Here is a 22,856-nt window from a genome sequence, read left to right on the forward strand (position 1 = left end):
GCCCACTCCGAAAGCTTCACAAGATCAAGATATCCGGAACGTACGACTAGAAATGACTATGAATGACTAGAAAATCTGTAGCAGCTTTCACCCCCTGGGCGTCGACCGGGCCGCGGTGGCCGCGGACCTGGCCGCGGCCCGCCGCCGGGGCGGCATGTCCAAGGCGGACGAGGCGGCGCTGGCCGGTCTCGGCATCGATCTCACGGAGATCGTCTCCAGGGTCGAGGAGACCCACGGCGAGGGCGCCCTGGCCTCGGCGGCACCGCGCCGGCGCACCCTCGGCTCCTCGCTCCGCTCGGCCCTCGGCCGTCCGGAGCCGGGCAGTGGCCACGTCCCCTTCACCCAGGGTGCCAAGAAGGTGCTGGAGCAGTCCCTGCGCATCGCGCTGGGCCGGGGCGACCGGCACATCGCGTCCCTGCACCTGCTGCTGGCGCTGCTGTCCCGGACGGGCACCCCCTCCGAGGTCCTCGCGGACCACGGAGTCACCTACGCGGCGGCGGAGTCGGGCCTGGCGGCCTGACCGTCAACGGCCCGACAGCGGCCGCGGCCCCGGCTACCGGGTGCGCAGCGCGGCGGTGAGGCCGGCCGCCGCCGCGGCCAGGTGGGCGCGGGCCTCGGCCAGCCGGTCCGGGGTCACGCCGTGGTCGCGGGCCGCGTCGCGCACCTCGTCGCGGAAGCGGTCCAGCAACCGGTCCAGGTCCCGCGCCGGATCCCCGGTCGGGACCAGGTCATCGGCCCAGTCGGAGGCGGGAGCCGCGGCGGGCGCGGCCGAGGGTGCGGATCGCGACCCGGACGGGGACCCCGATCCGGATTCGGACCCGGGTGCGGAGGTGCCCGCGCCGCCGCCGAGCCAGGCTCCGGCCAGGCTGCCCAGGACCCCGCCCGACTTGGCGAACTGCTCCTGGAGCTGGCCGGCGATGCGCTGGACCTCCTCGCGGGCCCGGTCCTGCGCCTCCTTGGCCTGGCGGCGGGCCTGCTGGGCCTCCTCGCGGGCCCGGCGGCTCTCGTCCTTCGCCCGCCGCGCCTGCTCCTTCCACTCCGCCCTGGCCTTGCGGAGCTCCTCCTTGGCCGCCTTCCAGGACTCGTCCTCCACCCGCGTCGCCGACGCGGAGGCCGCGGCCCGCATCTCGCGCCGCAGGTCGCCCGCCGCGCCGCGCACGTCGGCGCGGATCTCGGCGGCCAGTTCGGACACCGAGTCGCGGATCTCCAGCTCCAGGTCCGCCAGTTCGCCGCTGCGGTCGGCCAGTTCGGCGCGGCCCGCCTCGGTGATGGAGTACACCTTGCGCCCGCCCTCGGTGGCGTACGTGACCAGCCCCTCGGCCTCCAGCTTGGCCAGGCGCGGGTACACGGTGCCCGCGGAGGGTGCGTACAGGCCCTGGAAGCGCTCCTCCAGCAGGCGGATCACCTCGTACCCGTGGCGCGGGGCCTCGTCCAGCAGCTTGAGGAGGTAGAGGCGGAGGCGGCCGTGGGCGAAGACGGGCGGCATGTCAGAGCACCTTCTTGTCGAGCGCGAGCGGGGCTTCGGCGGCCGGGGCGTCGGCCTGCGGCCGGCGGAGCAGGGCGATCGCGCCGGAGATGGTGGTGGCGCGCAGCGTGCCGGTGCCGGCCCCCAGCGTGCCGGTGATGCGCTTGGCGCCCAGCTGGCCGGAGACCCGCAGGTCCTCGAAGGCGTTGGAGACCCCGCCGGTGGCGGTGTTGGCCTCGACGCGGGCGTCGGCGGGGTGGGGCAGGCGGATGGCGACCTGGCCGGAGACGGAGTTCAGGAAGATGTCCACCGGCCGCGGCTCGGCGGTGCCGGGGGCCAGGTCGATGAGCATGTCGCCGCTGACCGAGTCGGCCCGTACGCTGCCGCCCGCGCCGTCGACCACGGTCAGGCCGCCGGAGACGGAGTGGAAGCCGAGCCCGCCGGTCACGGACTGCGCCTCGACGCCGCCGGAGACGGTGTGCGTCCGGACCCGGCCGGACAGGCCGACCAGGGTGGCGTCGCCGGAGACCCCGTTGACGTCGGTGTCGCCGCTGAGGCCGGAGGCGAAGACGGTCGCGCTGACGGTCGCCAGCTGCACGCGGGTGGCGGCGGGGACGGTGAGGGTGACGGTGGCGCTGCGCTCCCAGGCCTTGCGGCCGGAGTCGGAGGGGGACCAGGCCTTCCAGGGCTTGCCCTCGAACCACTTCTTGAAGCCCTGGGCGCCGTTCCAGGGAAGGTCCTCGTAGGAGACGGTGAGGACGCCGTCCTCCTGCACGACGTGCAGGGGAGGTCCGTCGACCTCGGCCACCTCCAGGCGGGCCGCTCCCCGGTCGGCGGCGGCCGCCGCGACGACATTGACCGTGCCGGCGACCACTCGGACGCGGACCTCGGTCACCGGCTCCTCGAAGGTGAGCTCCTGCGGTTCGGCGACCGACCACGTCTTCTGCTCAGCCATGGTGCTGATCCTCCTCGGCGTAAGGTCTCGACGCACGCAACATATCGCGTCTTCTCTTCAACACGATATATCGCGGTTGAGGGAAGTCAAGTGCGCTGATGAGATCTGATTTGGGCCACTTGAGGTGATTTGCCTTAGCGTGTGGACATGTCGATCTCCCAGACCACGGCGGGCGGGCTGCTGCTCTGCCGCACCGAGCCGCTCGTCGCCCGCCCCGCCGCGCACATGCTGCGCGAACGCCTGCTCCTCGCCCCCGCCGGCGAGTGGAGCGTGCTGGTCCCGGAGGGCAAGCCGTGGCTCGGCGGCGAGGAGTCCGTGGACGAGGTGCTGTCGGGCTGGGGCTCGGCGGTCGCGATCGGCGTCAACTGGCCGGTACTGAGCCTGTGGTGGGAGTCGGGACACACCGGCTTCGTACTGTCCTCCGGGTTCCGGCGGCCCGCGGCCTACGCGTGGGACCCGGCGGGCCGCCCGGTAGGCGACGCGGACGCCATGCGGGTGCTGGCGGCGCGGCTCGGGCTGGACCCCGTACTGGACCTGGAGGAACTGGAACGGCTCACGCGCCCCGACGCAGCGGCCGACGGCGCCGCCCGGCTGCTCGGGCTGATCGCCCTGCTGGCCCGGGCCGGACTGGCGCTGCCCGCGGGGCTGGCCCCCGGCGAGCCCGCCGACCGGCTGCGGGAGGCGGCCCGGGTCGCGCCGGGCGCGGAGAGCGTGGAGTGGTCGGGCTGGCGCGACGCGGTACGGGCCGAGCTCGACGTGGTGGAGGGCGGGCCGCTCGGCCCGTGGGTCCGCGGCCCGAAGGCCCGCCGCCTGGGCGCCGCCCAGCTCGCGGCGGGCGCCCCCCTGATGCTCTGGGCGGCCCGCCGGCGCAGCCCGGGCTGGCTGGCGGCGGGCGGCCTGCTGGTCACGCACGGCGCGCTGTCCCTGGCGTACGACCGGGCCCGTACGCAGCACTAGGGGGTGTCTGCACACGACGCAGGGGCCCGGCCGCGTACTGCGGTCGGGCCCCTGCGTCGTGCCGGGCCGGGCCGCAGGATCCCCGCGGCCGTGCGTCGGCTACTCGTCGTCCTCTTCGTCGTCGTCGAGGCGGGCCAGCCAGGTGGCCAGGCGTTCCACCGGAACCTCGAAGTCCGGGTTCAGGTCGACGAACGTGCGCAGCTGCTCGGCGAGCCACTCGAAAGTGACCTCCTCCTCGCCGCGCCGCTTCTCCAGCTCCTCGATGCCGCGATCGGTGAAGTACAAGTCGGGCTCCGTGCCGTACAGGCGGTCGTGATGGGGTGTTTCCCGCCAGGATAATCCGCCTGCCGAAGACACCTCCCGCGCTCCGGCCCCCGGCGCTAGCCTTGATGGCCTCAAAGGGCGAGCGGGGGGCGGGCCAGCGGATGCCGGACGGGCGCTCGGAGGGCCCCGCGCGCGCCTACGAGCTTCTGGAGCCCCTCGTCCGGGCTGCGACCGTACGCGTCCACGCCCCCTCCGGCGGGTATGAAGGCTCTGGCAGCGGCTGGTCCGGCCCCACGTGGGGGAGCGGCTTCTTCATCGCCCCCGGCTGGGTCCTGACGTGCGCGCACGTGGTCGGCGAAGGGGGTGCTGCGGTGCGTCTGGTCGGGCGCGAGGTCGGCATCACCTTCCAGTCCGGGAGCCCTGCCGGGAACGGCGTGCCCACCGGGACCGTCGCCGGGCGCGTGGACTGCGTGCTGCCCGAGCGGCTGGAAGGCCACCGCCCCGGCCGGCGGGCCCTGTGGGACCTGCCCGACCTGGCGCTGGTCCGGGTGCTGGCGCCCGTCTCGCACGCCTGCGCATGGCTGACCGACCGGCCCAGACCCCGGCTGGCCGAGGTCGCCTACTTCGGTGTCACCGAGGACCTCGGCACCCCGGAGATCACCGGCCGGATCACCCGGCTGCGCGGCTCCGCCGGCAACGGCGCGGCGATCCGGCTCGGCGGCGAGGACGAGATCGAGCCCGGCATGTCCGGCGGACCGGTGGTGGACCTGGCCACCGGCGAGGTGGTCGGAGTGGTCAAGGCCCGCCGCCACACCGGCGGCGGCGGACTCGCCGTGTCGGTGGTGCAGTTGCGGACGCTGCCGCTGGTTCCCGCGACCGGGCAGGTGGGGACGTACCGCCGGGTCATGCAGGCGCACGACCTGTACCACTACGACCAGCACCGCAGCGACCTCAACAGCCGCCGCACCTGGACCGACGTGCACGGCGAGCTGCCGTCCCCCGACGCCGACCCGTACGGCGCGCGCGGGCGGCTCACCGCGGGGGAGCGGACCACGCTGTGCGGGCTGCTCGCCGAACTGCCCGCGCCGGGCTCCTCGGAGGCCGTACGGGCCCTGGTCGAGGCGGCGCGCGGGGACGAGCCGGACCCCTCGGCGGCGGCCCCGCTGAGCTGGCGCGACGGGCTGGGCCTGCTGCGCGACCCGCCCGGCGGCGCCGGCGAGGCCGCGGCGATGCTCCGGTACGCGACCGAGGTCAGCGTGGCGGCCCACCGCGAGCCGCCCTCCCCGGGCGCCGACGAGGAGCTGTGGGACTGGGTACGGGCGACCGCGGAGCGGCTGTGGCGCCCGCTGCGCCGGGAGCTGGCCGAGCGCCGCGACCGGGGCCTGGCGGAGCGGGAGCAGCGCCGGCGCGCCCCGGCCGCGCTCTCCGTCCACGGCCACCGCCGCGGCGGCAACGGGGCCGCGCCCCGGCCGGACGGCCCCTCGGCGCTGCTGGAGGCGTGGGCGCACGGCTGGGAGGACGTGTACGACTGGCGGGTGTCGGTGCTGTCGGGGCCCGGCCGGGTGACACCGGTGGACTCGGGCGTACGGGCGACCCTGGCGGCCCTGCCGGAGGCGCTGCGGGCGCCGCTGGCCGAGGCGTTCCGCCGCTGCGACACGCACGAGGCGGCGGCCCGGCTCGAAGTGGCCGTGGCGCCGGAGCTGTTCGGACTGGCGGTGGACGAGTGGACGGTGGCCGGCGGGCTGCCGGTGGGAGTACAGCGGCCGGTGGTGTTCCGCTACCCGGCGGACGGCCCGGACCCGCGGGCGGCGGCCCGGCGCTGGGAGCGGGTGCAGACGGGCCCGCTCCCGGACGAGCGGGCCGACTGCGCGGGCGGGCGGCCGCGCGGCCCCTCGCCGCAGTGGCTGGCGGGGCTCGCGGACAACACGGTGCCGGTGCACTGCCGGGCGCCCGGGCTGGAGCCCACGCTGGGGGCGCTGGCGGCCGTACGGGCTGCCGGGTACGCGGTGGCGGTGTGCCGCCGGCCGCCGCCGGATCCGGGGGTGTCGTGCGAGCCGTACCACCGGGGGCTGCGCGAGGAGTTCGCGGACGCCGGCCGGGGCCCGGTGCTGCCGCAGCGGTTCCAGGCGCTGCGGGGCCGGGTGCACGGGGCGGACCCGGACGCCTACTGGGCGGCGGGCGTGGCGCTGATCTGGAACGACCCGGGGCGCCCGTTACCGGAGGACGAGCCGCTCCAGGGGGACCTGTGACCGCCCGCACCCCGGCCGCGCAAGCCGGCCCCGCGGCGGCGCCCGGGCCCGTGGCCGGCGGGGGCGGGAGAGGGATGCGAGGGAAGGGGTACGCGTGAACGAGGAATGGCTCATCTACCGCGGGGTCGGCGAGCCCCACGACGGGATCGCCGCGCTGCCCGATCCGCCGCCCTGGCGGGACTTCGACGGCGGACCCGTGGCGCAGGCCGGGACGGCCGCCGCGCAGCCCGACGGGAACGTGGCGCGCCGCCTCGGGGCGCACCGGCAGGCCGCCGAGATGCACCGGCCCGAGCCCGAGGAACTGGAGGCCATCAACGCCGCGCTGTACCTGCGCAGGCCGCTGCTGGTGACCGGGTACCCGGGGACGGGCAAGTCCACCCTCGCGCACGCCGTCGCCCACGAGCTGAAGCTCGGGCGGGTGCTGCGCTGGCCCGTGGTCTCGCGGACCGTGCTCCAGGAGGGCCTGTACCGGTACGACGCCATCGCCCGGCTCCAGGACGTACAGCTCGCGGCCGGCGGCGGCGCCGCGGGGCGGGCCGACCCGCCGGGGATCGGGAAGTACATCCGGCTCGGGCCGCTGGGCACGGCCCTGCTGCCGGCCGAGCGTCCGCGCGTCCTGCTCATCGACGAGCTGGACAAGAGCGACATCGACCTGCCCAACGACCTGCTGAACGTGCTGGAGGAAGGGGAGTTCGCCCTCCCCGAGCTGGAGCGGGTCGCCGACAGCGAGCCCGAGGTGCAGGTGCTCACCGACGACGGGGCGAAGGTCACCGTCCGGGACGGGCGGGTGCGGTGCCGGGCCTTCCCCTTCATCATCCTGACCAGCAACGGCGAGCGGGACTTCCCGGCCGCCCTGCTGCGCCGCTGCATCCAGCTCAAGCTCGGACAGCCCGGCGAGAAGCGGCTCGCCACCATGGTGCGGGCGCACCTCGGCGAGGAGGCGGCCCGGCTGGGGGCCGATCTGATCCGCGAGTTCCTCAGCCGCTCGCAGTCCGAGCTGGTCGCCGCCGACCAACTGCTCAACGCCATCTACCTCACCCACCACGCCGCGCCGCCCACCCGGGAGGACCTCGCGGACCTGCTCATCCAGCGCCTCGACCGCCCGAGGTGACGGGCCGTGCCACCCGCCGGGTCCGGCATCCGCGAGCTGGCCGCCCTGCTCAGGGCCGCCGGGCTCGACCCGTCCACCGAGGAGATGGCCGACGCGCTCTGGCTCGCCGGCCACATCGGCCCGCCGGGCGGTCCGCCGCCGGGAACGGACGCGCCCGGACGGTCGCAGGTCCCCGAGGGGGAGGAGACGGCGCCCGGGCGGGAGCCCGTACGCCCGCCGCGGCCCGAGGCCGAGGACCCGGTCGGCCTGTACGCGCCCGAGGCCGGCCCGGGCGCCGGGACCGGCCCCGGTTCCGACCCCGGAGGCGGGCAGCCGGCTCCCGGCGCGCCGGAGGCCCTGGACGGCGTGCCCGTACGGGTCCCCGCGGCCGCCGGGCTGCCCCGGATCCTCGACGTCCAGCGGGCCCTGCGCGCCCTCCAGCGGCACCGGCCGCCCTCCCTGCCCGGCCGCAGGATCCTCGACGAGCCCGCCACCGCCGAGGCCAGCGCCCGGGCGCTCGGGCTCGTCATCCCCGTCTTCCGGCGCGAGAGCCGGCGCGAGGCGACCGTACGGCTGGTGATGGACGCGTCGCCGTCGATGGCGGTGTGGCAGGACATGTTCGAGGAACTGCGCGCCGTGTGCGAGCGGTTGGGCGCCTTCCGGGACGTGCAGGTGTACTACCTGCACCGGCTCGCGGACGGCAGCGCGGCCGTGGGCCGCAGGCCGCTGCCCGGGGCCGGCATGGCCTCCGGGGACCAGCTGCGCGACCCCACCGGGCGGGCGCTGACCATGGTGGTCTCCGACTGCGCCGGGCCGGTGTGGCGCGAGGGCGAGGCGCAGCGGCTGCTGCACCGGTGGGCCGAGTGCACGCCCTGCGTGGTCGTCCAGCCCCTGCCGCAGCGGCTCTGGAGCCGCAGCTGGCTGCCGACCGAGCGGGGCACGCTCGCGCGGGTCGAGGGCGGCGGCGGGAAGCTGCGGTTCCGCCCGGACCGGCCGCCGCGGCCCGGGCGGCCCACCGGAGGGCTGACCGTACCCGTGCTGCCCCCGAGCGCCACCGCGCTCGGCGCCTGGGCCCGGCTCGTCGCCGGGCTCGGCACCGGACCCGTCCCCGCCGAGGTGGGCCGGGTCCTGGCCCGCCACCCGGCCGCGCCCCCGCCGCCGCCGCGGGCCGCCCGGCCGCCGCGCGAACTCGTGCGGCGCTTTCGCGCCTCGGCCGCGCCCCGGGCCGTACAGCTCGCGGTGTACCTGTCCGCGGCGCCGCTGACCCTGCCCGTGATGCGGCTGGTGCAGCGCACGATGCTGCCCGACTCCGAGCCCTCCGACCTGGCGGAGGTCCTGCTGAGCGGGCTGCTGCGGCGCACCTCCGAGGCCGGCTGGTACGCCTTCGCGCCCGGGGTGCAGGACGTACTGCTCGGGCCGCTGGGACGGGACGAGGCCGCGCTGGTCCTCAAGCACTGCTCGGAGTACGTGCTGGCGCACTTCGGGCGGGGCGTACGCAACTTCCCCGCGCTCGCCGTCTCGCAGCTGACCGGGGCGCCCGCGCCGGCTGTGAGCGGCACCGACGAGCGGGTCCCGGCGGGCCGGCTGCCGCAGGCCTTCGCGCAGGTCTCCGCCAAGGTCGTACGGCGCTACCTGCCCGGCCCGCCCCCCGACGGCCCGGCCGCGGAACCGGGCAGCCCGCCACCGCCCGGCCGGGACGGGGCACTTCGGACCGCGCGGCAACGGCTCGCGGAGCACGACCGCAGCGGGGACGCGCGCGGCCAGCGCCCGCTGCACGAAGCGGTGACGGTACTGCGGCGGGCGGTGGCGGCCCCCGCCGGACCCGGGGACCTGCCGGGCGAGGCCGAGACCGAGCTGGCGGGGGCGCTGCTGCGGCTGTGGGCGCTCCAGCGCGACCCCGGACTCCTGGCGGAGGCCGAGCGGGCCCTGGCCGGACTGCGCACTCCCGGGGCGCGGGCGGTGCTGGGCCGGGTGCTGTACGAGCGGGCCCTGGCGGCCGAACCGGACGCCGGGCTGCTGGCCGCGGCGGAACGGGAGTTCGCCGCCGCCGGGGCCGCGGCGGACCTCGACCCGGCGCTGCGGGTGGACTGCGCGGTGCGGCGGGCGCGGGCCCTGACCGAGCTGAGCGCGCTGCGGGCGGACCCGGCGGCCCTGCTGGAGGCGCGGGCCGCGCTGGAGGCCCTGACCGGGCCGGACCCCGACCCCGGCTCCGGCTCCGGCCCCGGCTCCGACCCCGGCTCCGGCCCCGCGGCGGACGGGACGGCGGGCCGGGCCCCCGCCGCCGACGCCCCCGACCCGGCGCTGCGACTCGCCCTCGGCCGGGTCCTGCTGGCGCTGCTGCCGTACACCTCCGACCCGGGGGCGCGCACCGCCCTGGCCGCCCGGGCCGCCGACCGCCTCGCCGTGGACCCGGCCGCCGGGCAGGACGCGCGGGCCCGGGTCCGCGTCGAACTGGCCACCGCGCTGCGGTACCTGCCCGGGCGGCTGGAGGAGGCCGCCGGGCAGCTGGAGGCCGCGCTGGCCGAGGCCGCCGACGACCCCGAACTGCGCGTGTCCGCCCTGCTCTGCCTGGCGCGGGTGCACCGGGCCCGCCACGAACGGGACGCCGACCCCACCGCCCTGGAGGACGCGGCCGGCGCCTACAGCCGGGCCCGGCGGCTGATCCCCCGGGACGGGGACACGTTCGGCGAGCTGCTGCCCGAGTGGGGCGACGTACTCCTGGCCCGCGCCGGGACCGCCGAGGCCGACGGGCGCGCCTTCGCCTCCACCGCGGTGCGGGTGCTGCGCGAGAGCCGGGCCGCGGTGCCGCAGTCCGACCCCCGGGCCGCGCACCGGCTGATCCGGCTGGCGGCCGGGCTGCGCCTGCGGCACACGTACGAGGGTGACCTGGTGGACCTGCGCGAGGCGGAGTACCTGCTGGAGCTGGCCGTCCGGCAGAGCCGCAGCCCCCTGGAGCAGGCCGGCGCCTGGCGCGACCACGGGGACGTGCAGCAGCAGATCCACGCCCAGACGCGGGCGCTGGACCGGCTCGACCGGGCAGCGGACTCCTACCGGCGGGCGTGGCGGGTGGCGCTGGAGGCCGAGCGGGGGGAGCGGCGGGACACCGCCGTCGGGCTGGCCGCGCGGGTGCAGGAGCTGCGCGGGGAGGTGCTGGAGCGGCTCGCGCGGCCGCGCGCGGCGCTTGACGCGTACCGCTCGGCGCTGGAGTCGTGGACGCGGCTCGGCGCCGCCGCCGATGACCGTGCCGCGGCCCTGCGGGCCCGGATCCGCGCCCTGGAACGGCCCCTGTGACCGCCCGTGCGCGGCGGCTGCCGGGGGCCGGCCCCCGTGACCGCCCAGGTGCGGCGCCGCTGCGGGGGGTCGGCCCCCGTGACCGCCCAGGTGCGGCGCCGCTGCCGGGGGCCGGCCCCCGGACCCCCGCGCCTCAAACGCCGGCGGGGCTGGATCTGGGCTGATGCCGCCGCTCGGCGTGCTGGAGCTGCCGCCTGGGGGGCCGTGACCGGCGGGGCAGGATTTGGGCGGTGCCGTCCTTCGGCGTGCGGGAGTTGCCGCCTGGATCTGGGCGGGTGCCGCCGCTCGGCGTGCTGGAGCTGCCGCGCAGGGGCAGGTCCGGACCCGTCGGCGTTCGAGGCTCGGGGGCCGGGGCGGAGCGCCGGTCGGGGCCGCGGCGTCGTTTCCGGCGACCCCCCGGAGGGAAAGGGCAGTGGACCATCGAACGCGACGCAACAGGGGGACAGGCGGCCCATGGTGACCAAACATCAGGAAGCGGCGGTGGCGGCGGCCTCCGAGTGCCCCGGGCGGTTACCGGACCTCTCCGGTCTGGACCTGGCCGCACTGCGGGGGATCGAGCATCCGGTGCTCGCCCAGGTGATCGAGGGCATGGTCGAGCGGGTGACCCACCCGGCCGAGATCCTGAACGCCTTCGACTCCGGATTAGCCTGATCGGACACCGTATGTGACGGGGTGTGACGTACGGACCGTCCGCTGACCGGGAGTTGACCACTTTCCGCCGTTAGCCCGGGCTCTGTGAAGGGCAGGGATGGACCGTCCGCAGGGGCACCTCCCCGGGGGTCCCCCGGGCGGAGTCCGGGTGCGGCAGCCGGGGGGGCGGGAGGTACGGGCGATGAGGCACACGAACGCGAGCGACGCCCTGCTGCCCGCGCACCGCGAGCAGTCCGCCCGGGCGAGTCACGCGCGGCACGCCCGGCACGCGCCCTGGCCGTACACCCGGCTCGACGTGCCCGCCGCCCGGGCCGGCGGCCACCGGCCGCACCCCATACGCCAGTTCGTCCTCAAGACCCGCAGCCGCTGCAACCTCGCCTGCACCTACTGCTACGTCTACGCCATGGAGGACCAGGGCTGGCGCGCCCAGCCCACCGCCATGACCCCGGCCACCGTCGCCCGCGCAGCCCGCCGGATCGCCGAGCACGCCGCCGCCCACGACCTGCCCCGCGTCGACCTCGTCCTGCACGGCGGAGAGCCCCTGCTCACCGCACCCGCCGAACTCGCCGCACCCGTGGACGCCGTACGGGACGCCCTGCGCGCGGCCTCCCCGCGCACCCGGGTCACCGCCACCGTCCAGACCAACGGCGTCCTGCTCACCCGGGGCCGGCTCGCCGCGCTGGCCGCCGCCGGGATACGCGTCGGCGTCAGCCTCGACGGCGGGCTGCCCGCGCACAACGCCCGCCGCGTGGACCACGCCGGGCGCCCCGGGTTCACCGCCGCCGCCCGGGGCCTGCGGCTCCTGGCCCGCCACCCCGAGAGCTACGCCGGGGTGCTCTGCGTCGTGGACCTCGCCCAGGACCCGGTGGAGACGTACGAGTCCCTGCTCGCCTTCAAGCCGCCCGGCATCGGCCTGCTGCTGCCCCTGGCCAACTGGAGCGCCCCGCCACCCGGCCGGCGCCCCCACGAGACCCCGTACGCCGACTGGCTCCTCGCCGTCTTCGAACGCTGGTGGCACGACGGGCAGCGGCGCACCCGGATCCGGATCTTCGAGGAGGTCATCGCCCTGCTGCTCGGCCTGCCCGGCGCCACCGAGACCCTCGGCCTCGCGCCCGCCGCCACCGCAGTCGTCGAGACCGACGGCACCATCGAGCAGGCCGATTCGCTGAAGTCCGCCTACGAGGGCGCCGCCGGCACCGGAATGGACCTCGCCACGCACAGCTTCGACGAACTGCTGGAACACCCCGGGCTCGTCGCCCGCCAGCTCGGCCGCGACGCGCTCGCCGCCGGCTGCCGCTCCTGCGAACTCGTGGAGGTGTGCGGCGGCGGCCACTACCCCCACCGCTACCTCGCCGGCGAGGGGTTCCGCCAGCCGTCCGTGTACTGCGCCGACCTCCAGGCTCTGATCCGGCACATCGCCCACGCCCTGCGCGACGCCACCCGGCAGGCCGCGTCGTGAAGCCCTTCACCGTCACCTCCGCCACCCTGCGCGCCCTCGCCTCCACCGAACCCTCGGCCGACGGCACCCGCCTCGTGCGCGACGTCCGCCGCTCCAAGCGCCTGGTCCTGCTGCGCGCCGTGCTCGACGCCGCCCCCGGCGGGCGCGCCGGGGAGGCCGCCGAGCACTGGGCCCTGCTGGAGGAGGCCGAACGGCACGCCCCGGACGCCGTGCGCGACGTCCTGCACTACCCGGCCACCGGGGTGTGGGCCGAGGAGACCCTGCGCCGCCTGCACGCCCCGTACGGGCCCCCGGCCGACCTCGCCCACCTCGGCGCGCTCGCCGTCGCCGCCGCCCTGCGCTCCGGGATCGCCTTCAAGGCCACCCTGCGGCCCGTGCACGGCCGCCTCGCCCTGCCCACCCTCGGACTGCTGCGCCCGCCCCGCCCCGGCCCGCTCGCCCTCACCGAGTGCTCCTGGGACCCCGAGGACCCGGCCACGCTGCCCCTGCACGTCCTGCCCGGCGGCCGTACCGCCCTCGACGACCTCGACCCCTACCGGGCCCCCGGTACGGACCGGCCGGCGCCCGTGCGGCCGGCCCGCCGGCTCACCCCCAAGGGCCACAAGCGGTGGGACATCCAGTGGTGCGGCGCCCTCACCCTGCTCCAGCGCTACGACACCGCCCGCGCGGAGGAGACCGCCCTGCTGCTGCGCTCCGTCGTCCCCCTCGGCGGCGGCTCCCGCTCCAACGGCGCGACCCTGCCCGCCGCCGCGGGCTCGCTGCTGGCCCGGGCGCAGGCCCCGCCGGCGCTCGCCGCGACCCTCGTGCACGAGGTGCAGCACGGCAAACTGACCGCCCTGGCCGACGTGGTCACCCTGCACACCGCCGACCGCACGCCCCGGCACTGGGCCCCCTGGCGCTCGGACCCCCGCCCGCTGGACGGGCTGCTGCACGGCGCGTACGCCCACCTGGCGCTGGCCGGGTACTGGCAGCGGGCCGCCCTCTACGGGGCCCGCGGCGCGTGGGCCCAGCACGCCAGGATCCGCGCGCAGGTGGCCGCCGTACTGCCCGTCATCCGCGCCCATGACCAACTGACCGGGGCCGGGCGGGAGTTCGCCGACGCGATGGCCGCCGCCGAGCGGGCCATGGACGAGTTGGCGCCGCCCGGGGACCAGCACGCGGCCGCCCGCCGCGCCGTCGACCGCGAACGCCTCGACTGGTGCCGGGCGCACCCCGAACTCGCCGCTTTCGCACACGGCTGAGGGGCCCCTCCGCGAGCACCGCTGCGGTACCTTTTCAACCCCGTCCACCGCCCGCATCCAGGGAGACGGCAGCATGACCACCGGCACTCGGCAGGACCGTGACGGAATGCTCCAGCCGCAGCGATTCGTCATCAGCTTCGCGGGCTTCAACCGCCCCTGGGCCGTGTGGATCGCCCACCGCCTGGAGGAATACGGCCACCGCGTCACCCTTCAGCGCTGGGACCCGCAGAACAGCCCCGGCGTCGGCGAGGCCCTCGACGACCTCGCGCGCGGCGGCGGCCGGGTCCTGCTCATCCTCAGCGAGCGCTACTTCTCCGCCGGCACCCGCACGGACGAGGAGTGGAACACCGCCCTGCGCGAGGTCACCGACCGCCACCCCGACCGGTTCGCGGCCGTCTGCCTCACCGACGCCCCGCTGCCCAGCGCCGTCGCCGTACTGGAGAAGACCGACCTGTGGGGCCTGGACTCGTACGAGGCCGAGTACCGCGTGCTGCGCCGCCTCGACCTGCCCACCGACCGGGTCGGCGCCGAGACCGGCCGCCGCGGCCCGCGCTTCCCCAACGACCCGCCCGAGATCTGGGGCCGCGTCCCGCGCCGCAACCCCCGCTTCACCGGCCGCAACGACGTCATCGGCAACCTCCGCGAAGCCCTGTCCCAGGCCCCGGCCGGCGCCTCCACCGTGACCCTGCTCGGGCTCTCCGGCGTCGGCAAGACCCAGGTCGCCACCGAGTACGCCTACCGCTTCGCCTCCGAGTACGACGTCGTGTGGTGGGTACCGGCCGAGGACCGGCCCACCCTGCGCGAACGCCTCGCCGACCTGGCCCCCGCGCTGGGCCTGCCGCGCGGCGCCGGCAGCTACGGCGAGCAGATCCGGGCCGTCCTCGAAGCCCTGCGGCGGGGTGCCCCGTACAGCCGCTGGCTGATGGTCTTCGACGGCTGCGACAACCCCGACGACCTCACCGACCTGCTGCCGTCGGGCGCGGGCGACGTCATCATCACCTCCCGCAACCGCGAATGGGCCTCCCGGCACACCAGCCTGGTCGAAGTGCCCCTCTACGCACGGCCCGAGTCCGTCACCTTCATCCGCCGCCGGGCCCTGCGCCTCACCGGCGAGGAGGCCGACCAGCTCGCCGAGGCCCTGGACGACTACCCGCTCGCCCTCGACCAGACCGCCGGCTGGCTCGCCGACTCCCCGCTCCCCGTCGGCGACTACCTGGCCCTGCTCAAGCGCCGGCTGGACTCCCACGAGGCCGTCACCATCTCCGACGACTACCCGCTGCCCTTCCCCACCGCCCTCGCGATACTGCTCAACAACATCCGCGAGAACTTCCCCGACGCCCTCGCCCTGCTCCGGCTGTTCGTGTTCTTCGCACCCGGCCGGGTCCCGCTGCGGCTGCTGCGCGAGTTCCCCGCCGACGACGTGCCCGAGGACCTCGCGGGACTCATCAACGACCAGATCCGCTGGAACGCCGCCCTCAACAAGCTCGTCCAGTTCTCCGTGGTCCGCCTGGAGTACTCCGACCTCCCCGTCGAGGAGGGCGGCGGCCTGGAGACCGTCCAACTCCACCGCATGGTCCACAACATCGTCCGCGAGGACCTCGGCGAGGACGAGGCCGAGCCGCTCTCCCGCGCCGTCCGCCAGGTCCTCGCCGCCGCCGACCCCGGACGGCCCGCCGACTCCAGGCTCTGGCCCCGCTACGCCGAACTCATCCCGCACCTCGACTCCTCCGGGGTCCTGACCAGCACCAACCCCCGCATCCAGAACTTCCTGCTGCACTGCCTGCGCTACCTGATGCTCGCCGGGGAGTACCGCACCTGCCTGCGGCTCGCCGAACAGACCGACGGCATCTGGCGCGCCATGCTCGGCGACGACCACGACCAGGTGCGCGAGCTCAGCTACCACCACAGCGGCGCCCTGCGCATGCTCGGCCACTTCCGCCGGGCCGAGACCCTCGCCCGCTCCCGCGCCGACCGCCTCCTCGCCGAACGGGGCGACCGCGACCTGGAGACCCTGCGCGCCACCAGCACCTACGCCGGGGTCCTGCTCAGCACCGCCAAGTTCGAGGAGGCCCGGCAACTGCTGGAGCACTCCTTCGCCACCTACCGCGAACTGCTCGGCGAGGACGACTCCACCACCCTCAACGCCCAGAACAACGTGGCCGTCGTCCTGCGCCTCCTCGGCCGCTACCAGGAGGCGTACGACACCGACCTGGACACCCTGCGCCGCCGCGAACGCGTCCTGCGCGTACGGCACATCGCCACCCTCTCCTCCGGCATCGGCTGCGCCATGGGACTGCGGCTGATGGGCCGCTACCGGGAGGCGCTGGCCCGCCAGGAACAGGGTCTCAAGATCCACATCCAGGTCCTGGGCGCCAACCACCCCCAGACCCTGCGCGCCGAGCACAACCTCGGCATGTGCCTGCGCCGCTCCGGGGACATCGCCGGAGCCGGCGCCCGGCTGCGCAGCGTCCTGGAGCGCTCCACCCGCGTCTTCGGCGCAGAGTTCCCCTGGACGCTGATGGTCGCCTCGGACTACGCGACGTACCTGCGCGAGTACGGGGACGTCGGCGAGGCCCGCCGCATCTCCGAGGACGTCGTACGGGGCTACCAGTCCCAGCTGGGGCTCGCCCACCCGTACAGCATCGGCACCGTCGGCAACCTCGGCCTCGTACTGCGGGCCCAGGGCGAGCGCACCGAGGCCCTCTCGCTCGCGGAACAGGCGCTGGTGGGGATGCGGGGCGCGCTCGGCGACCGGCACCCCTGGACGCTGGGCTGCGCCCTGAACGCCACCGGGCACCGCAACATCACCGGACGGCTCGACTCCGCGGTCGACCTGAGCCGGGAGACCCTGCGCACCGCCGAGCAGGTGCTGGGCCCGGACCATCCGATGGCGCTCAGCGCCCAGATCGCGCTGGCCGCCGACCTCCGGTCGGTCCGGGAGGACACCGAGGCCGGCAAGCACGAGGACGCGGGCATCAAGGGCCTGATCCGCACCCTCGGCCCCCAGCACGTCCACACGGTCTCCGCCCGCCAGCAGGCCCGCCCGTACTGGGACTTCGAGCCCCAGCCGTAGCGGCCGCCCGCAGCGGCCCGCAACGCCGGAAGGCCCGGCGCCCCCGAGGGGGTGCCGGGCCTTCCGGTGGTCACGGGGCTCAGGCCTCGAAGACCTCGTTCAGCAGGAGCTGCTGCTCCGCCTGGTGGCGCTTCGCGGAACCCACCGCCGGGGACGAGCCGTGCGGGCGCGAGATGCGCCGCAGGCGCTCGCCCGCCGGGATGTCCGCGCCGACCGCCAGGTCGAGGTGGTCGATCAGGTTCAGCGCGATGAACGGCCACGCACCCTGGTTCGCCGGCTCCTCCTGCGCCCAGATGTACTTCGCCGCGTTCGGGAACTTGGCGATCTCCGCCTGGAGCTCCGCACCCGGCAGCGGGTACAGCCGCTCGATGCGGATGATCGCCGTGTCCGTGATGCCGCGCTTCTCCCGCTCGGCCTCCAGGTCGTAGTAGACCTTGCCGGCGCAGAAGACGACCTTGCGGACCGCGTTCGGGTCCACCGTGGAGTCGCCGATGACCGGGCGGAACGAACCGCTCGTGAACTCCTCGGCCTTCGACGCCGCCGCCTTCAGACGCAGCATCGACTTCGGGGTGAAGACGATGAGCGGCTTGTGGTGCGGGTTGTGGACCTGCCAGCGCAGCAGGTGGAAGTAGTTCGACGGCAGGGTGGGCATGGCCACCGTCATGTTGTTCTGCGCGCAGAGCTGCAGGAAGCGCTCGGGACGCGCGGACGAGTGGTCCGGGCCCTGGCCCTCGTAGCCGTGCGGCAGCAGCAGCGTGACGCCGGAGGTCTGGCCCCACTTCTGCTCGGCCGAGGAGATGAACTCGTCGACGACGGTCTGCGCGCCGTTGACGAAGTCACCGAACTGGGCCTCCCAGAGGACCAGCGACTCCGGGCGGGCCAGCGAGTAGCCGTACTCGAAGCCCATGGCCGCGTACTCGGAGAGCAGCGAGTCGTAGACGTTGTACCGGGCCTGGTCGTCCGACAGGTACAGCAGCGGGGTGTAGTCCTCGCCGGTCTCCCGGTCGATGAGGACCGCGTGGCGCTGGCCGAAGGTGCCGCGGCGGGAGTCCTGGCCGGACAGCCGGACCGGGGTGCCCTCCATCAGCAGCGAGCCGAAGGCCAGGGTCTCGCCCATGCCCCAGTCGATGGTGCCCTCGTCGATCATCGCCGCGCGGCGCTGCAGCTGCGGCAGCAGACGCGGGTGGACGGTGACCCCGTCGGGGATGTTGACCTGGGACTCGGCGATCCGCTTGACGACCTCCGGGGAGACCGCGGTGTTCACCGCGACCGGGAAGTCGGCCTGGGCGACCGGGGCCGGCGCGGCGACCGCGGGCTGCGTGGCGGCCTCGCGGACCTCCGCGAAGACCTTCTCCAGCTGGCCCTGGAAGTCCTGGAGCGCCTGCTCGGCCTCTTCCAGCGTGATGTCGCCGCGACCGATGAGGGACTCGGTGTAGAGCTTGCGCACCGAGCGCTTCTTGTCGATCAGGTCGTACATCAGCGGCTGCGTGAAGGCCGGGTTGTCGGACTCGTTGTGCCCGCGGCGGCGGTAGCAGATGAGGTCGATGACCACGTCCTTGTTGAACGCCTGACGGAACTCGAAGGCGAGCCGCGCGATGCGGACCACGGCCTCCGGGTCGTCGCCGTTCACGTGGAAGATCGGCGCCTCGATCATGCGGGCCACGTCGGTCGCGTACATCGAGGAACGCGAGGACTCCGGGGCGGCGGTGAAGCCGACCTGGTTGTTGATCACGACGTGGACGGTGCCGCCGGTGCGGTAGCCGCGCAGCTGCGACATGTTCAGCGTCTCGGCGACGACGCCCTGGCCCGCGAAGGCCGCGTCACCGTGCAGGGCGACGGGCAGGACGGTGAAGTCCGTGCCGCCCTTGTTGATGATGTCCTGCTTGGCGCGGACGACGCCCTCCAGGACCGGGTCCACCGCCTCCAGGTGCGAGGGGTTCGCGACGAGCGAGACCTTGATCTGCTCGCCGTCCAGGCCCGTGAAGGTGCCCTCGGCGCCCAGGTGGTACTTGACGTCGCCGGAGCCGTGCATGGACTTCGGGTCGAGGTTGCCCTCGAACTCGCGGAAGATCTGCGCGTACGACTTGCCGACGATGTTCGCCAGGACGTTCAGGCGGCCGCGGTGGGCCATGCCGATGGCGACCTCTTCGAGGCGGGCCTCGGCGGCCGAGTCGATGACGGCGTCGAGCAGCGGGATGACGGACTCGCCGCCCTCCAGGGAGAAGCGCTTCTGGCCGACGTACTTCGTCTGCAGGAAGGTCTCGAAGGCCTCCGCCGCGTTCAGGCGGCGCAGGATGCGCAGCTGCTCCTCGCGCTCCGGCTTGGAGTGCGGGCGCTCGATGCGGTCCTGGATCCAGCGGCGCTGCTTCGGGTCCTGGATGTGCATGAACTCGACGCCGGTGGTGCGGCAGTACGAGTCGCGCAGCACGCCGAGGATGTCGCGGAGCTTCATCATCGACTTGCCGGAGAAGCCGCCGACCGCGAACTCGCGCTCCAGGTCCCACAGGGTGAGGCCGTGCTCGGTGATGTCGAGGTCGGGGTGCTTGCGCTGCTTGTACTCCAGCGGGTCGGTGTCGGCCATGACGTGGCCGCGGACCCGGTAGGAGTGGATCAGCTCGAAGACGCGGGCGGCCTTCGTGACGTCGTCGTCGTGCGAGGCGTCGATGTCCCGGAGCCAGCGGACCGGCTCGTACGGGATGCGCAGCGCCTCGAAGACGTCGTCGTAGAAGCCGCTCTCGCCGAGCAGCATGTTCGCGACGATGCGCAGGAACTCGCCGGAGGCCGCGCCCTGGATGACCCGGTGGTCGTAGGTCGAGGTCAGGGTCATGACCTTGGAGATGCCCAGCTTGTTCAGCGTGTCCTGGGAGGTGCCCTGGAACTCGGCCGGGTAGTCCATCGAGCCGACGCCCATGATGACCGACTGTCCGGGCATCAGGCGGGGCACGGAGTGGACGGTGCCCAGGCCGCCGGGGTTGGTCAGCGAGACGGTGACGCCGGTGAAGTCGTCCATCGTCAGCTTGCCGACGCGGGCCCGGCGGACGATGTCCTCGTAGGCCTGCCAGAACTCGAAGAAGTTGAGGGTCTCGGCCTTCTTGATGCCGGCGACGACGAGCTGGCGGTCGCCGTTGGGCTTCACCAGGTCGATCGCGAGGCCGAAGTTGATGTGCTCCGGCTTGACCAGGGTCGGCTTGCCGTCCTTCTCCGCGAAGGAGTGGTTCATCGACGGCATGGCCTTGATGGCCTGCACCATCGCGTAGCCGATGAGGTGGGTGAAGGAGATCTTCCCGCCCCGGGCGCGCTTCAGGTGGTTGTTGATGACGATGCGGTTGTCGAACAGCAGCTTCACCGGGACGGCGCGGACGGACGTGGCCGTCGGCACCTCCAGCGAGGCGTTCATGTTCTTGACCACGGCAGCCGCCGGGCCGCGGAGCGTCACCAGCTCGGGGCCCGCGGGGGCCTCGGTGGCGGGCGCGGCCTGCTTGGGGGCGGCGGGAGACGGAGCGGGAGCGGCGGCGGCCGGTGCGGCGGCCGGGGCCTGGGAGGTGACAGTCACAGCAGGGGCACCAGAGGGGGTGGCAGGAGCAGGGGCAGGAGCTGACACAGGCGTGGGCGCGGTCGCGGAGGGCGCGGCGGCAGTGGCGCTCGCCGCCCCCGTGGCGGCGGCGTCGGAGGCCTGGGGGGCCGCGGCGGCGGCGGAGACGGCGGCCTGTGCGGAGGCGCCCTCCGTCGTCGGCGCGGAGGGTACGGACTTCTCGGCCTTCACCGGAGCGGCAGCGCCCCCCGGCTTGTAGTCGGCGAAGAAGTCCCACCAGGCCCGGTCGACCGAATTCGGGTCCTGGAGGTACTGCTGGTAGATCTCGTCGACGAGCCACTCATTGGCGCCGAAGCCTGAGGCGGGGTTCTTCCCGCCCTCTGCTGCTTCGGTCGTGGTGCTCGAGTTACTGGGGGACTGTGGCGACACGGCGGCAACCGCCCTCTTCCGCTTCACAAGGTATGGACAGCGGGAATAAAGGCTACGCCTCCCCGGGCGTCAGATGCAGACCGGGCGGGACTTCCGTCGTGCAGGTCACATCGAACGGCGGGTTTCACTGCCTGGAATGGCGGGAAACAAGCGTGGTTCGGGCAGGAGCCACCGTGGTTGCGGCCCCCTTGGCTTCGCACCCCTGACGGACCTCGGGACGTGTGGCCGAGATCATGTCCTTCCCACAGGAACCCTACGTCAACCCGGCACCTGTGAGCTGCCCGGAAGCGTGACAAGGATGCGGCATCCCCGTGACGATTCGGCCACTCCGATGTGCCCGCCGTGCAGTCCGACGGCCCAGCGGGCGATGGCCAGCCCCAGTCCGGTGCCCCCGTCCCCGCCGTGGGCGCTGCCCCGGTTGAACCGCTCGAAGACCCGGTGGCGCTCGGCCTCCGGGATCCCGGGACCCTCGTCCAGCACCTCCAGCGCCAGGCTCCCCGGCGCGTCGCCCGCCCGCGCGCGGACGGTGACCCGGCCGTGGGGGGGACTGTGCTTGAGCGCGTTGTCGATCAGGTTGGCCACGACCTGGTGCAGCCGCTCGGCGTCCGCGTACGCAGACAGGTCGGACGGGAAGACGTCCAGGTGCAGGTGCACGTCGTTGCGGGTGTGCCCGCCCGAGCCGGTGGTGAGCCCCGGGCGGCCGGCGGCGGCCAGACCGGACTCCTTCAGCACTCCCGACAGGTAGGGCCACACCTCGAAGCGGCGGGCCCGCAGCGGTACCACCCCGTTGTCCACGCGGGACAGGTCCAGCAGGGTCTCCACCAGCCGGCCGAGGCGCTCGGTCTGCTTCAGGGCCGTCCGCATGGTCTCCGGATCGGGGTCCGAGACCCCGTCCACCACGTTCTCCAGCACCGCCCGCAGCGCCGCGATCGGCGTGCGCAGCTCGTGCGAGACGTTGGCGACGAGCTCCTTGCGGTGCCGGTCCACCGCCTCCAGGTCGTCCGCCATCAGGTTGATCGTGGAGGCCAGGTCGCCCAGCTCGTCACGGCGCCCCGCCCCGCGCACCCGGCGCGTGTAGTCCCCGTGGGATATCGCACGGGCGACCGTGGTCATGTCGTCCAGCGGCGCGGTCAGGCCGTGCGCCACGAACTGCGTGATCAGCATCGAGGCGATCACCGAGAACACCGTGATGAAGCGGAACTCGGTGTCCGTGCGCACGGCCACCATCAGCAGGCCCGTGGTGATGAAGACCGACACCACGACGAGCGTGCCCAGCTTGGTCTTGATCGAGAACGGCGAGAAGGGCCGCAGCCCTCCGGCGCGAGCACCGGCTCCACCGGAGCGGCTGCCGCCGCGCCCCCGGTCGGGCCGCCCGGTGCTCACGCCTGCGCCGGGGTCTCCAGGGCGTACCCGACGCCGTGGACCGTACGGATCCGCTCCGCGCCGATCTTCCGGCGCAGGGCCTTGATGTGGCTGTCGACGGTACGGGTCCCCGACGCGTCGGCCCAGTCCCACACCTCCGCCAGCAGCTGCTCCCGCGAGAGCACCGCCCGCGGGGTCCCCGCCAGGCACACCAGCAGGTCGAACTCGGTCGGCGTCAGGTGCACGTCCTCGGTCTGCACCCGGACCCGCCGCTGCGCGTGGTCGATCTCCAGGTCGCCGAGGCGCAGGGTGGCCCCGCGCGGTGCGTGCGCGGCGAGCGTGGCCCGCTCCACCCGCCGCAGCAGTACGTGGACCCGCGCGGCCAGCTCGCGCATCGAGAACGGCTTCGTCATGTAGTCGTCGGCCCCGACCCCGAGGCCGACGAGCAGGTCGGTCTCGTCGTCCCGCGCGGTCAGCATCAGCACCGGGACCGGCCGCTGGGCCTGGACACGGCGGCAGACCTCCAGCCCGTCGAAGCCCGGCAGCATGACGTCGAGGACCAGCAGCTCGGGCTGCCAGCTCTCGGCCGCGGCCACCGCGGCCGGGCCGTCGTACGCCGTCTGCACCTGGAAGCCCTCGGCCCGCAGCCGGGCCGCGATGGCGTCGGCGATGGTGCGGTCGTCCTCGACCACGAGGACGCGCCGCTGGGCGCCGGGGGTGGCCGCGGCGCCGTTGTGGGTGGTGTGTGTCTGTTCCATGTCCCGCCCCTGAAGATCCCGCGTGATAGGGGTGCAGCGTAGAGGAGGCACCGGCCTGCGGCTATGCGTGGTTCCGACAG

The 22,856-nt window shown here is 74.9% G+C and carries 14 protein-coding genes and 1 pseudogene; 9 read left to right on the forward strand and 6 right to left on the reverse strand.

The annotated features are described in order from the left end of the window. Window positions 1-97 precede the first annotated feature (97 nt). Window positions 98-520: pseudogene (locus tag AB0M99_RS31450) on the forward strand (Clp protease N-terminal domain-containing protein); the annotation flags it as partial. Window positions 521-553: 33 nt separating this feature from the next. Here AB0M99_RS31450 and AB0M99_RS31455 read toward each other — a convergent pair. Together AB0M99_RS31455 and AB0M99_RS31460 are read right to left on the reverse strand one after the other, a co-directional pair. Beyond that, entirely contained in the window at window positions 554-1,486 is a 933-nt protein-coding gene (locus AB0M99_RS31455; protein WP_365926472.1) for a helix-turn-helix transcriptional regulator, read from the reverse strand. A gap of 1 nt (window position 1,487) precedes the next feature. Then, window positions 1,488-2,420 carry a DUF4097 family beta strand repeat-containing protein gene (locus AB0M99_RS31460; RefSeq protein WP_365926474.1) on the reverse strand — a complete coding sequence of 311 codons (933 nt, stop codon included), beginning with the start codon at window positions 2,418-2,420 and terminating at the stop codon, window positions 1,488-1,490. A 153-nt stretch (window positions 2,421-2,573) separates the two neighbouring features. Here AB0M99_RS31460 and AB0M99_RS31465 point away from each other — a divergent pair, with 153 nt between their 5' ends. Then, window positions 2,574-3,377 (forward strand): hypothetical protein, encoded by an 804-nt coding sequence (locus tag AB0M99_RS31465; protein WP_365926538.1) that lies wholly within the window; start codon window positions 2,574-2,576, stop codon window positions 3,375-3,377. A 99-nt stretch (window positions 3,378-3,476) separates the two neighbouring features. On the opposite strand, the gene AB0M99_RS31470 is transcribed toward AB0M99_RS31465, so the two are convergent. Continuing rightward, window positions 3,477-3,662 carry a DUF6104 family protein gene (locus AB0M99_RS31470; protein WP_365926476.1) on the reverse strand — a complete coding sequence of 62 codons (186 nt, stop codon included), beginning with the start codon at window positions 3,660-3,662 and terminating at the stop codon, window positions 3,477-3,479. Between the two features lie 104 nt (window positions 3,663-3,766). Between AB0M99_RS31470 and AB0M99_RS31475 the strand changes: the two genes are divergently transcribed. The 7 genes from AB0M99_RS31475 (at window position 3,767) to fxsT (ending at window position 16,695) form a co-directional block, all read left to right on the forward strand. Beyond that, complete coding sequence (locus AB0M99_RS31475; protein ID WP_365926478.1) at window positions 3,767-5,890, forward strand: trypsin-like peptidase domain-containing protein; 2,124 nt, start codon at window positions 3,767-3,769, stop codon at window positions 5,888-5,890. A gap of 94 nt (window positions 5,891-5,984) precedes the next feature. Continuing rightward, the gene (locus AB0M99_RS31480) at window positions 5,985-7,001 is read left to right on the forward strand and encodes a MoxR family ATPase (RefSeq protein WP_365926480.1); all 1,017 of its coding nucleotides are present in this window, start codon (window positions 5,985-5,987) and stop codon (window positions 6,999-7,001) included. A gap of 6 nt (window positions 7,002-7,007) precedes the next feature. Next, window positions 7,008-10,271, forward strand: coding sequence for an SAV_2336 N-terminal domain-related protein (locus tag AB0M99_RS31485; RefSeq protein WP_365926482.1), 3,264 nt, complete (start codon window positions 7,008-7,010; stop codon window positions 10,269-10,271). Between the two features lie 453 nt (window positions 10,272-10,724). Next, window positions 10,725-10,922 (forward strand): FxSxx-COOH cyclophane-containing RiPP peptide, encoded by a 198-nt coding sequence (gene fxsA, locus AB0M99_RS31490; RefSeq protein WP_365926484.1) that lies wholly within the window; start codon window positions 10,725-10,727, stop codon window positions 10,920-10,922. Window positions 10,923-11,103: 181 nt separating this feature from the next. After that, window positions 11,104-12,381 (forward strand): FxsB family cyclophane-forming radical SAM/SPASM peptide maturase, encoded by a 1,278-nt coding sequence (locus AB0M99_RS31495; protein WP_365926486.1) that lies wholly within the window; start codon window positions 11,104-11,106, stop codon window positions 12,379-12,381. Continuing rightward, window positions 12,378-13,622: an HEXXH motif domain-containing protein gene (locus tag AB0M99_RS31500; protein ID WP_365926488.1), complete on the forward strand. Its 1,245-nt coding sequence runs from the start codon at window positions 12,378-12,380 to the stop codon at window positions 13,620-13,622. Before AB0M99_RS31495 ends, AB0M99_RS31500 begins: the two co-directional genes overlap by 4 nt. 73 nt (window positions 13,623-13,695) lie before the next feature. After that, complete coding sequence (gene fxsT / locus AB0M99_RS31505; RefSeq protein WP_365926490.1) at window positions 13,696-16,695, forward strand: FxSxx-COOH system tetratricopeptide repeat protein; 3,000 nt, start codon at window positions 13,696-13,698, stop codon at window positions 16,693-16,695. A gap of 79 nt (window positions 16,696-16,774) precedes the next feature. Here fxsT and AB0M99_RS31510 read toward each other — a convergent pair whose 3' ends face one another. The 3 genes from AB0M99_RS31510 to AB0M99_RS31520 form a co-directional block, all read right to left on the reverse strand. Continuing rightward, entirely contained in the window at window positions 16,775-20,656 is a 3,882-nt protein-coding gene (locus AB0M99_RS31510; protein ID WP_365926492.1) for a multifunctional oxoglutarate decarboxylase/oxoglutarate dehydrogenase thiamine pyrophosphate-binding subunit/dihydrolipoyllysine-residue succinyltransferase subunit, read from the reverse strand. 258 nt (window positions 20,657-20,914) lie between these two features. Beyond that, a complete protein-coding gene (locus tag AB0M99_RS31515) occupies window positions 20,915-21,967 on the reverse strand; it encodes a HAMP domain-containing sensor histidine kinase (protein ID WP_365926540.1) in 1,053 nt (350 codons plus the stop codon). 68 nt (window positions 21,968-22,035) lie between these two features. Then, the gene (locus tag AB0M99_RS31520) at window positions 22,036-22,776 is read right to left on the reverse strand and encodes a response regulator transcription factor (protein ID WP_365926494.1); all 741 of its coding nucleotides are present in this window, start codon (window positions 22,774-22,776) and stop codon (window positions 22,036-22,038) included. Between the last annotated feature and the right edge of the window lie 80 nt (window positions 22,777-22,856).

The sequence above is a fragment of the Streptomyces sp. NPDC051183 genome (genome assembly GCF_040682455.1).
Taxonomy (GTDB): domain Bacteria; phylum Actinomycetota; class Actinomycetes; order Streptomycetales; family Streptomycetaceae; genus Streptomyces.